The organism is Streptomyces sp. SID5910 (assembly GCF_009862125.1).
Taxonomy (GTDB): Bacteria; Actinomycetota; Actinomycetes; order Streptomycetales; family Streptomycetaceae; genus Streptomyces.
Genome location: NZ_WWHX01000090.1, coordinates 1 through 11,180 on the forward strand (window position 1 = coordinate 1; position 11,180 = coordinate 11,180).

The 11,180-nt window shown below is 69.6% G+C and carries 5 protein-coding genes and 1 pseudogene; 4 read left to right on the forward strand and 2 right to left on the reverse strand.

Annotated elements, in window-relative coordinates; genetic code table 11:
- Nucleotides 1-6,617 (reverse strand): type I polyketide synthase (locus GTW67_RS03485; protein ID WP_161163314.1); only part of this gene is annotated, 6,617 nt, incomplete at its 3' end.
- A 693-nt stretch (nt 6,618-7,310) separates the two neighbouring features.
- On the opposite strand from GTW67_RS03485, the gene GTW67_RS03490 reads away from it, so the two are divergent.
- Nucleotides 7,311-8,792 (forward strand): NAD(P)-binding domain-containing protein, encoded by a 1,482-nt coding sequence (locus GTW67_RS03490; RefSeq protein ID WP_161163315.1) that lies wholly within the window; start codon nt 7,311-7,313, stop codon nt 8,790-8,792.
- 59 nt (nt 8,793-8,851) lie between these two features.
- Here GTW67_RS03490 and GTW67_RS03495 read toward each other — a convergent pair whose 3' ends face one another.
- Entirely contained in the window at nt 8,852-9,631 is a 780-nt protein-coding gene (locus tag GTW67_RS03495) for an SDR family NAD(P)-dependent oxidoreductase (RefSeq protein WP_161163316.1), read from the reverse strand.
- A gap of 84 nt (nt 9,632-9,715) precedes the next feature.
- Between GTW67_RS03495 and GTW67_RS03500 the strand changes: the two genes are divergently transcribed.
- The 3 genes and pseudogenes from GTW67_RS03500 to GTW67_RS03510 all read left to right on the forward strand — a co-directional run.
- A complete protein-coding gene (locus tag GTW67_RS03500) occupies nt 9,716-10,069 on the forward strand; it encodes an ArsR/SmtB family transcription factor (RefSeq protein WP_042799404.1) in 354 nt (117 codons plus the stop codon).
- A gap of 494 nt (nt 10,070-10,563) precedes the next feature.
- Entirely contained in the window at nt 10,564-10,839 is a 276-nt protein-coding gene (locus tag GTW67_RS03505; RefSeq protein WP_161163317.1) for a DUF5988 family protein, read from the forward strand.
- A gap of 55 nt (nt 10,840-10,894) precedes the next feature.
- A pseudogene (locus GTW67_RS03510) lies at nt 10,895-11,180 on the forward strand (methylmalonyl-CoA mutase family protein); the annotation flags it as partial.

The following is an 11,180-nucleotide window of genomic DNA, read 5'->3' on the forward strand; positions in this document are numbered from 1 at the left end:
AGGGCTTGGGCGACGGTGGTGATGGTGCCGTCCTTGAGGAGTTGCACCATGGGCAGTTTGACCTGGTAGCGGCGTTCGACGCGGTTGCGGAGTTCGACGGCCATGAGGGAGTCCATGCCGAGCCGGTTCAGCGGTCGGTTGATGTTGACGCGTTCGGGCCGCAGCCCCATCACGACCGCGACCTCATCCTTGAGGAAGTCGAGCAGTTCGGTGCTGGGCGCTGCTTGTGCAGGAGCGGTGGCCTGCGGTGCGATCCGGTCAGTAGCCGGGGGCTCGGCGACCGTTGCAGAGGCGGCCGGAGCCGCGGCTGGCGCGGATGCGACCCGACGGGACATGTCAGGCTCGGTGACCTGGGGCGACGGGCGGGGTTCGGTGTTCTGCTGCTCAGGAGCGGGAGTCGGGTCCGCCGACTGAGCACGGTTGGTGAGGTGCTGCACCAGAGGGGCAGCAGCGGCGCTCGGGTAGGCGCGGGCCCAAGCCCGCCAGTCCGCCGGCAACACCGCCGTGTGGAGCCTGCCTTCGGCCAGAATCCTGCCCAGCACCGACAGACCGTCGTCCGGGCTGAACGAGGTCATGCCGTGCGGCAGCAGCGTGCGCTCTTCCTCCTGCTCCTTGCGCGCCACCATCCCGACGCTGTCCCAGAACCCCCAGTTGACGACTGTGCCGGAGAGGCCCTGGGCATGCCGGTGGTGCGCCAGCGCATCGAGGAACGCATTCCCGGCCGCGTACCCGCCCAGCATGGGGGAGCTGAGGAGTGCGGAGCCGGAAGAGAACAGGACGAACGCCTCGACCGACTCCTCGCGCAGCAGCCGGTGCAGATTCCACGCCCCAGAGACCTTCGCCGCCAGGACTCGATCCATCTCGGCGCCGCTCATGTCACTGAGCAGGGTGTAGTCGATGACCCCGGCCGCGTGGAACACCCCACGCACAGGCGGCATCCCCGCGCGGCGTCGCGACTCCAGCATCGCCCGCATGGCCTGGGCATCGGCGACGTCCACAGCCCTGTACGCCACGTTCACCCCGCGCTCGCGCAGTTGCCGGAGCACGGCGACGGCGGCGGCCTGCGGATGAGTTTCGTTCTCTGCCGTGTCCTGCTCGGGCAGCGCACTGCGGCCGGTGAGCAGCAGGTGGCGGGCGCCCTGGTCGGCCAGCCACAGAGCCAGCTGTCCGCCGATGCCGCCCGCACCTCCGGTGACCAGGTAGGTACCGTCGGCGTGAACGGTGACCGAGCGGCCGCGTGGGCCGTCGGCTGTGACGGATGGCTGGTCGAAGGACAGCACGATCTTGCCGGTGTGCCGGGCCTGAGCGATCAACCGGAAGGCGTCGGCGGCCTTCTCGACCGGGTACACGGTGTGCGGCAGTGCCTCCAGCGCGCCCTCGTCGACCAGGGCGGCAGCGGCCCGCAGGACACGGCCAGCGCGTTCAGGCGCGTGTTGGATCATGTGCACGACGTCGATGGCGTGGAAGGAAAGGTTGCGGGCGAAGGCACCCAGCGGCAACGCGTTGTTGTCGAGGATGTCGCGTTTGCTGAGTTCCAGGTAGTGCCCGTACGGGGCCATCAGGGACAGATTCGCCTCGATGGCGTCCCCGGCCAGGGTGTTGCAGATGACGTCGAAGCCCTCTGCGACAGCCGGCTTGAAGGCGTCGGCGAAGGCAAGGCTTCGGGAGTCGGCGACCTGCTCCACGCCGAGCTCGGTCAGCAGCTGCCGCTTGGCGTCACTGCCGGCGGTCGCGAAGACGCGGGCTCCCTTCCAGCGGGCGACGTTCAGCGCGGCCCGGCCGGTGCCGCCGGTCGCGGTGTGGATGAGTATCTTCTGGCCCCGTTCGAGGCGGGCCATGTCGTGCAGGGCGTGGTAGGCGGTGAGGTAGGCGGCCGGCAGGGTCGCGGCCTCGGCCGCGGTCAGCCTGGCCGGCTTGGGTGCCGTGAGGCAGGCGCGGGTGACGACCTCGGAGGCCAAGGCCCCTTCGGCGAAGGCGATGACCTGGTCGCCCACCGCGACGTCGGTCACGCCCGAGCCGGTCTCGCTGACCGTGCCGGCGCACTCCCAGCCCATCACCGGCGGCCTGTCGTCCTGTCCGGGATACATGCCCAGGCTCAGGAGCACGTCGCGGTAGTTGACCCCTGCGTGGCTGACCTGGATACGGACTTCGTCCGTGGCGAGGCCGCGCGAGGGGGCCGCGGTCAGCTGCAGGTCGTCGATGACGCCGGGCGCAGGCAGTGACAGCGCCTGCGGCGGAGGGGTGGCGGCCGCCGCGGGGCGCAGCCGGGCTGCCAGGCGCCGGCCGTTGCGCCACGCGACCTGGTTCTCCTGGTCGGGGTGGAGCAGTTGCTCCGCCAGGGCCGGGACACTGGCCGGGGAACGGTCGAGGTCGACCAGGCGAGGGTTCAGCGCGGGTGCCTCGGCAGCCAGCGTGCGGCCCAGCCCCCACGACATGGCCTGGAAGGGATGGCGTACCCGTTCCCCGGTCCCGGTGGCCTGGGCGAGCTGGGTGACCAGCCACAGTGGGGGGTGGCCGAGTGGTTCCTTCTCCAGGGCCCTGGTCAGGTGCAGGACGCTGTGCGCGGCGAGCACCTGGGTGCGGTGGATCTCGGTGGGTGTGGCGTCCAGGCCGGTCTGGGCGTCCAGGGCCCACAGATGGATGATGCCGCGGCAGGCGCCGTAGCGGGCGACATCGGTCAGGACCTCGCGGTAGTGCTCTTCCTTGGCGGGGTCGATGCGGTAGCGGTCGCCGCCCCCGGACAGCTGGCCCGCGCCGGCGGTGACGGCGACGACGCGCTGGTCGCGGCCGTTCAGTTCACGCGCCAGGGCGCGCCCGGTGGGCCCGCTGTCGGTCAACAGCAACCAGAAGCCGTCGGGGTCGGTGGCGCCCGTCGCTGGAGCGGGAAGGGGAGCTTCGTCCCAGGTGAGTGCGTGCAGCCAGGTGTCGCGGTCGTCGCTGGCCGGGGCAGCCGGGGAGCCGGGGGTGCGGGATGGCGTCACGGAATCCTCGGTACGGGGGTTGAGCAGGGCGGGAGCGTGGCCGGCCAGGTACTGCAGGCGCAGTCCGCGCATCTGGGCGATCAGACGGCCGTCGTCGGCGCGGATGTCGATGTCGGCGGTGAACGAGTCCTCGCGCGGGGATGGCAGCAGCCTGGCGTGGCTGAACAAGGAGGCGGGCGGCTGCTGGTAGAAGCGGACCTCGTCGATGCCGCCGAGGACGAAGACGCCTTCGTCACCGGGAGCAGTCAGCTCACGGGCGGCAGCCATGGCGTGTCCGCTCGCGTCCAGGAGAGCCGGGTGGAAGTGGTGCTGTGCGAGTCCGTCGAGGAGCGCGGCCGGGCAGGACAGCTGGGCGAGGACCTCGCCGTCGGCGCGCCACAGTTCGGTGATGCCCTGGAAGGTGCCGTTCCACTGGTTTCCGCGGGCGGCGTTCCACGCGTAGAAGTCGCCGGCGTCCTGGTGCTGGGGCAGGCGGGCACGAATGGACTGGAGCGACTCGCCCGCTCGCGGAGTGTCGCCCTCCACCGCGCGAGCAGTTGCTTCGGTGTGCAGAACCCAGTCGTCGTCGGCGGATTCCCGACTGAGGATGCGGCAGTGAAGCGAGGAGTCCGGGCGCGGAGTGACAGTGACCTGGACCTCTGGTGCGGGCCCGTCCTCGTCGAGGAAGAGGGCCCGGTGATAGCGCACCTCGCTCACCGACAGCGCTCCGGATCCCAGTTCGGTACGTGCGGCAGCGCTGACGAGCTCCAGGTGGGCGGTGCCCGGCAGGATGATGGTGTCCTGAATGCAGTGGTCGCGCAGGTAGGGGTGGTCGGCGAGCCGAAGTGGACCTTGCCAGGTGCGGGTCGCGCCCTCGGTGGGTGACGGCTTACCGAGCAGCGGGTGCGTCGCCTGCTCCCTACCCGATGCAGGCTCGGCAGGTGCCGCGGGGGCGGCCGCGGGACGGGCTGGGCTGGGACTGATCCAGTGGCGGGTGCGCTGCCACGGATACGTGGGCAGGGCTACGTAGCTCCCGTCGACGGTCAGCTTGTCGAGGTCGAGACGGGCACCGGCTGTGTGCAGGGCGGCCGCGGAGGTGAGTAGGGAGCCGCGTTCGTCCGCGTGCCGGCGCAGGCTGCCGACCGCGGTGGTGTCGGCGCCGGTGGCCATGCGGCTGGTCTCGCGGATTCCTGACACGAGCAGCGGATGAGGACTGACTTCGACGAACACGGTGTCGCCGAGGTCGAGCTGGCCCTTTACCGCGCCGACGAAGTCGACCGGTTGGCGGATGTTGCGCACCCAATACTCGGCGTTCATGCCGGAGCCGTCGATGACCTCGTTCAGCAGGGTGGAGTGCAGGGGGATGGTGCCTGCCCGCGGTGTGAGGTGGGACAGCTCGGAGAGCAGATCCTCCTGAAGCGCGTCCATCTGCGGGCAGTGCGACGCGAAGTCCACGTTGACCCGCCGATTGTCGACACCGCGCGCATCGAGGCCGGCCAGTACCTGGTCGAGAGCCTCACCATCACCGGACAGAAGGGTGGAGGTGGGGCTGTTGATGGCGGCTACGGCCACCGTGTCCTCGTGACCGACCAGCGCTGCCGCTGCCTCGTCGGCGGGGAGAGCGACCCAGGCCATGGTGCCGCGGCCGGACAGGCGCTTGGCCAGTCGGCTGCGGCGGCAGATCACCGCGGCGGCGTCAGAGAGCGAGAGAGCGCCGGCGATGTAGGCGGCGGCGGACTCACCCATGCTGTGGCCGATGACCACGTCCGGTTCGATGCCCCAGGAGCGCCAGAGTTCGGCCAGGGCGATCTCCATGGCCCAGAGGGTGGGCTGGATGACGTCGAGTTCCTTGAGCCGCTCTTCATCCGCCGAGCGCAGCAGCTCGATGACCGACCAGCCGTTCTCCGTCCTGATGGCGTCGTCGCAGTCCCACATGGCCTGGTGGAAGACCGGCTCGCTGTCCAGGAGCTCGCGGCCCATGCCTGGCCACTGCGAGCCCTGTCCGGGGAACACGAACGCGACCCGTGGCGTCGCCTCGGAGTCGGTGTAGTCGCTGAAGGACAGGCCGGGCTCGTTGTCACCGTCGGCGAACCCCCGCAACGCGGCGGCGGCCTCGGCGTGGCTCTGGACGGGAAGGGCGAGGCGGGCGTCGTGAGCGGTACGGCGCAGCGCCGCGGAATGGGCGATGTCCCGCAGCTTCTGGCGCGCCCCGGGGCCCTCAAGGTGGTCGGCCATGCTGCGGGCTGCTTCGGACAGGGCTTCGGGGCTGAGCGCGGACAACACCAGCAGCTCGCTGCGCGCATCCGGAGCTGTGTCGCGGGCGGTGGTGCGCGGCTCGGGGGCGGCTTCGAGGACGAGGTGGGCGTTGGTTCCGGAGAAGCCGAAGCTGGAGACCCCGGCAATGGCCGGCCGGTCCCGCTGCGGCAGAGGGGTGGCGTGGGTGGGCACGGCGAGTGGCAGGTTGGCCCAGTCGACGGCGGGGTTGGGGTTCTTCAGGTGCAGGTTGGGCGGGATCGTCTTGTTCTCCAGGCACAGCACGGCCTTGATGAGACCGGCGATTCCGGCGGCTGCCTCGGCGTGGCCGATGTTGGTCTTCACTGAGCCGACCGGGCAGCGATCGTCCGAGGCCCGGGCGCCGACGATGTCGGCCAGGGCCTGCAGTTCGACCGGGTCGCCGACGCTGGTGCCGGTGCCGTGGGCCTCGATGTAGTCGATGTCGGCGGGGTCCACGGCGGCGTTTGCGTAGGCGCGGCGCAGCACGTCGCGCTGGCCTTCGACGGCGGGCGTGACCAGGTAGCCACTGCTCTGGCCGTCGTTGCCGACGGCGGATCCGCGGATGACCGCCCGGATGCGGTCTCCGTCGGCGAGAGCGGCCGACAGCGGCTTGAGGATGACGCCTCCGATGCCGTCGCTGCGGACGAAGCCGTCGCCCGAGGCGTCGGCGAACTTGCAGCGGCCGTCGGAGGCGAGCATGCCGGCGCCCGAGTAGACGACGCCCTCTTCCGGCAGGAGTACGAGGTTGACCCCGCCGGCGATCGCCAGGGGGCACTCACCGAGCCGGATCGCCTGGACGGCGTTGTGGACGGCCACGAGCGCGGAGGAGCAGGCGGTGTCGACGGTGAAGCTGGGCCCCCGCAGGTCGAATGCGTAGGACAGACGGCCGGAGGTGATGGCACGGGCGGCCGCACCGGTCATGGCGTACAGGTCGAGTTGATCGCGGTCGTCGTACTGCAGATGCCAGTAGTCCCCGCCCAGCTGGCCGATGAAGACGCCGGTGTCGGTGCCCGCGATGCGGGGCAGGGGCTGACCCGCGTCTTCGAGGGCTTCGTAGGCGACCTCCAGGAGGAGCCGCTGCTGGGGGTCCATGCGATCGGCCTCCCGGGGGGAGATGCCGAAGAATTCCGCGTCGAATGCGTCGATGTCGTGGAGCAAGCCGCCCCACCGGCTCACCGTGCGGCCGGGCGTGCGGGGCGTGGGGTCGTAGACGGCGTCGACGTCGTAGCGGTCCGGCGGGATGTCCGTGATGGCGTCGCGGCCCTGGAGCAACATGTCCCAGAGTTGTTCAAGGCTGGTGGCGTCGGCGAACCGTCCGGCCATGCCGATGATGGCGATCGGTTCACTGGCCGTCCCAGCCGCGCGGGTGGAGTCGTGAGGCATGAATGTCCTTCCGGGCATGACGAAGCCGTTCACTGGTGAAGCAGCACGGAAGGAACTGCGGTGCGGGCGCGGCAGACCGGCAGCTGGGCCGGTCCGGTGGCGGGCGATCGCACCGAGGACAGAACGAGAGTGAGGCGGGAAGGAGCCGGTCCGTCGACTGAGCGATCACGTGCGGGGCGAGCGCACTGACCGTTCACGGGTCGGGCGCGGCTATCGGCACAGCCGCTGCTTCCCGATGTCGCTGTGGCACTGGGCGGGTGCCCTGGCGCCACTACCCCCGCTGTTTCGACATGTATCGAGATTGACCCGACGCGGGTCGCCCGCGCAACGCGGCGCGAGGTGACGCTCGTCACACTGTGGCAGGCTGTGGCATGAGGTTGACATTCATCGAAGCAAGGGTGAAGGTGGGACTCTGATTCGTTGTTTATCTATATAGGCGGTTGTGATGCGCTCGTTCGCGTCGCCCTCCGAGCCGCCGCGACAGGAGCCGATTCCGATGAGTGATTCCGTCGGCCTCGACGCTGAGCAGGCCGGCTCTTGCTGTGCCGCGATCGCTGAATTTCGGCGGCGGGCTGCGGAGCGCAGCGAACAGCACAAGCAGGCGGACACCGCAGAGGATCCCGCGGCTTCCTCGTCCGATCCCACGCGAGATGCCTGACTGCCGCTCTTCCCTTCGTGAAAGGACACCGCACAGTGGTTGACCTCGGCTCCGACCGCCTCCCAGTCGCCGTGATCGGCGCCGGCCCCGTCGGGCTGGCTGCCGCCGCGCACCTGGCCGAACGCAGCGTCCCCTTCGTCGTCCTGGAAGCCGGAGACGCTGCGGCGACAGCCGTGCAGGCTTGGTCCCACATCCAGCTCTTCAGCCCATGGGAGTTCAACACCGATCCCGCTGCCCGACGACTGCTCGCGGCCGCCGGCTGGGAGGAGCCCGACGCGTCCGCCCTGCCCACGGGCGGGGACCTCGTCAAGCAGTACCTTCAGCCGCTGGCCGAACTTCCCGCGCTGGCTTCCCACATCCGCTACGGCGCCGAGGTCACCGCCATCAGCAGGCTGGGCATCGACCGTCTGCGCACCGCCGACCGGGACGCGGCGCCGTTCGTCCTGCGCCTGGCCGACGGTGAGGAGGTACTGGCGCGCGCCGTCATCGACGCCTCGGGCACCTGGCGTCAGCCGAACCACGTCGGTGCGAACGGCCTGCCCGCCCACGGCGAGAAGGACGCCGCCGCCTGGATCAACCACGGCCTTCCCGACGTCTTCGGAGCGGACCGCGACCAGCACGCCGGCCGGCACACCGTCGTGGTCGGCGCCGGCCACTCGGCAGCCAACACTCTGCTGGCCCTGGCCGAGCTGGCCGACACCGCACCGGGCACCACCATCACCTGGGCCATCAGGGGCGCCGACCCGGCCGCCTCCTTTGGCGGTGGCAGTGACGACGAGCTGCCCGCACGAGGCGCCATCGGCTCCGGTCTGAAGATGCTCGTGGAAACCGGCCGCGTGACTCTTGCCGCCAACTTCCGCACCCACGCCGTCCGCCGCCTGGGCGACGACCCCTCGCACGACCAGGTGGAGCTCGTCTCCCGGGCCCTGGACGGCACCGAGCGAAGCGTTACCGCCGACCGGGTCGTCGCGGCCACCGGTTTCCGGCCGGACTACCGCATCGTCGACGAGCTGCGCCTGGAGCTCGACCCGATCATGTCCGCGCCCCGTGCGCTCGCCCCGCTCATCGACCCCAACCAGCACTCCTGCGGAACCGTCACCCCGCACGGCTACCGCGAGCTGGCCCACCCCGAACCGGGCTACTACGCCGTGGGTATGAAGAGCTACGGCCGGGCTCCGACCTTCCTCATGCTCACCGGTTACGAGCAGGTTCGCTCCATCGCCGCCGCGCTGGCCGGTGACTTGGAAGCGGCTCAGTCGGTCGAGCTGCAGCTGCCCGAGACCGGAGTGTGCTCGGTGACTGCCGGGGGAGAGGCACTCGCCCTGCGCCTCGGGTTGACCAAGGATCAGCACGAGCAGCTTCTCCATGTCACCGCGAAGCACCTGGGCACTTCTGCCACGGCTTCGGACGCCGTGCTGTCCGCCGCGACGGAGCTCGGCATCGACCAGACCGCGGCCCTGCAGCTGGCCGCCTACGCCGCCGACATGTTCGACGCACCCGGCGCCCCCGGCTGCTGAACCGCCCCGACCGGTCGCCCCTCCCCGCCCTGGGGAGGGACGACCGGTCGGCAGTCTGGTCAGGTGATGCGGTGCACCTTGTGCTGCGCCGCCTGTGCTCTGGGGCGGACCACAAGGAGGTCGATATTCACATGAGGCGGCCGGGTCACCGCCCACGTCACCACGTCGGCGACATCATCGGCGACCAGCGGGTCCGGAACACCCGCGTAGACGGCGTCCGCCCTGTCCAGGTCACCGCGGTAGCGATTCAGGGAGAACTCCTCGGTGTGGACCATCCCAGGAGCGATCTCGACCACCCGCAAAGCCTCCCCGCACACCTCCAGACGCAGAGTCTCGGCCAGTACGTGGGCGCCGTGCTTGGCGGCGCTGTATCCGCCCCCTCCTTCGTAGCAGGTGAACGACGCGGTGGAGGAGATCACGACCACCACCCCGTCACCAGAGGCCTTCAGAGCCGGCAGCAGGGCCTGGGTCATGTGCAGGGCGCCGACGACATTCACCTCGTACATCGACCGCCAGTCACCAGGATCGGCGTTTTCGATGTGCTCCGTTCCGTAGGCTCCACCCGCGTTGTTGACCAGCACGTCACATGCCCGAACCTGGGCGGCGAAGGCAAGGACGGCCTCCCGGTCGGTCACGTCCAGGGGAAACACCTGAACCGTCCCCCCGTCGTTTCTGATCTCCTTGGCGACGGCCTCCAGGCGGTCGGCCCGGCGGGCCGTCAGGACGACCTCGAACCCTTCGCGAGCCAGCGCCCGCGCGGTTGCCGCCCCGATGCCGCTACTGGCTCCGGTGACGACGGCCGTCCTCGTGCGAGCTGCCTGTGTATCGGCGGTACGCATGCTTGTCGTGCCCCCAGTGCTGATTAGACGCTCATCGAATCAATCGATCTTGGCAGGAGACGAAACGAGTGTCAACATAGATGCATGTCGAAGCTAGCGCAGTTGGCGGCCACCGCCTCCGCTCCACCGTGCTGCCCGTCCCTCACGGACCGGGAGCTCACCGACGAGGAGGCCGAGGTCACCGCCGCCATGTTCAAGGCGCTGGGTGATCCGGTGAGGCTGCGGCTGTTCTCCAAGGTTGCTTCCCACCCTGACGGGGAGGCCTGTGTGTGCGACATCGCCGACGTCGGCGTCTCCCAGCCCACGGTCAGCCATCACCTGAAGAAGCTCCGCGAGGCCGGTCTGCTGCTGTCCGAGCGGCGCGGCACCTGGGTCTACTACCGACTCGCCCCGTCGGTGCTCGCTGCCCTGTCCGGATTTCTTACCACCCGCGACTGATCCGCATCACGGAGTATCCATCGGGCCTGGTCTGCGCGGCTGACATCTGCCGCGCCATGTGATTTCTGCGTGCTGTGCATGCCCTGGCCCGTAGTGACGCCCCAGGCGGCCAGCGGTCCGTCGAGGGTGGTGGCTCACTCGTCGTGCTGCCTGCTCCTGTGTCTGCCCCGGCTGCGCTTCGGGGCGTCTCGGTGTGACTTGATCTCCTGAGGGCACCGCCAGTAGTCCCCAAGGATGCGCTGCACTTGGGTCTCGGCAAGTGGTTGACACCCGCCATAGATCGACGCCAAGCTGATTTCTGATTCGGCAACAGTCGATATAGCCAAGTCGCGGCCGGCTCTATGCAGCGCCCTCGTGGCCGCAACGTTCCCGTGCGCACTGATGCGCCCGGGACCTCCGCACCCTCCAATCCGGCAGTGCCACCCGTCGGGCTGCCCACTCCCTCCCCCGCCGGTTCGGCTGTCCACAGTGCCCTTGCATGAGAGGACTCGCACATGACCAGCACCATCCTCACCACTGCTCAGGCCCACTCCAACAACATTCTGCGAAGCGACGGCGACCGTGCTGCGGAGCCCAACATCTTCCTGGCGGGCGGGAAAGACATTCCCGAGGGCCAGCGGATGCACGAGGTGGAACCGCTCACCGACCGGGTCAAACTCAACGTCGAGAACCGCTACGAGCACTTCGAGGCGACGTCAGAAGTACGAGAGGTCGACGGGTGCTCCCTGCGTGTCTACGGCTGGATCTATCGGACATACGTAGCCGAGTAGCAGGCCAGTCACGTGAAGGGCGGGGCGAATGTCTTCCAGGAAGGATCCCCTCAGAATGGCGCGCGAGTCGGCCAGTGCTCGGACCAGCGAGTCCGGGCTGCCCATCGAACCGGTCTACGGGCCGGACGACCTCCAGGGCTGGGACGCGGCCTAGAAGCTGGGCGAACCGGGGCAGTACCCCTTCACCCGGGGCGTGTACCCGTCGATGTACACGGGCCGGCCGTGGACGATGCGCCAGTACGCGGGTTTCGGTACGGCGACGGAGTCCAACGCCCGTTACAAGCAGTTGATCGCCAACGGCACGATGGGTCTGTCGGTCGCCTTCGACCTGCCGACCCAGA

Bases quoted from the DNA above. Each gene is read 5' to 3' on its own strand.
- GTW67_RS03500 (WP_042799404.1), top strand. From the start codon at position 9,716: ATGTCGAAGCTAGCGCAGTTGGCGGCCACCGCCTCCGCTCCACCGTGC.
- GTW67_RS03495 (WP_161163316.1), bottom strand. From the start codon at position 9,631: ATGCGTACCGCCGATACACAGGCAGCTCGCACGAGGACGGCCGTCGTC.
- GTW67_RS03505 (WP_161163317.1), top strand. From the start codon at position 10,564: ATGACCAGCACCATCCTCACCACTGCTCAGGCCCACTCCAACAACATT.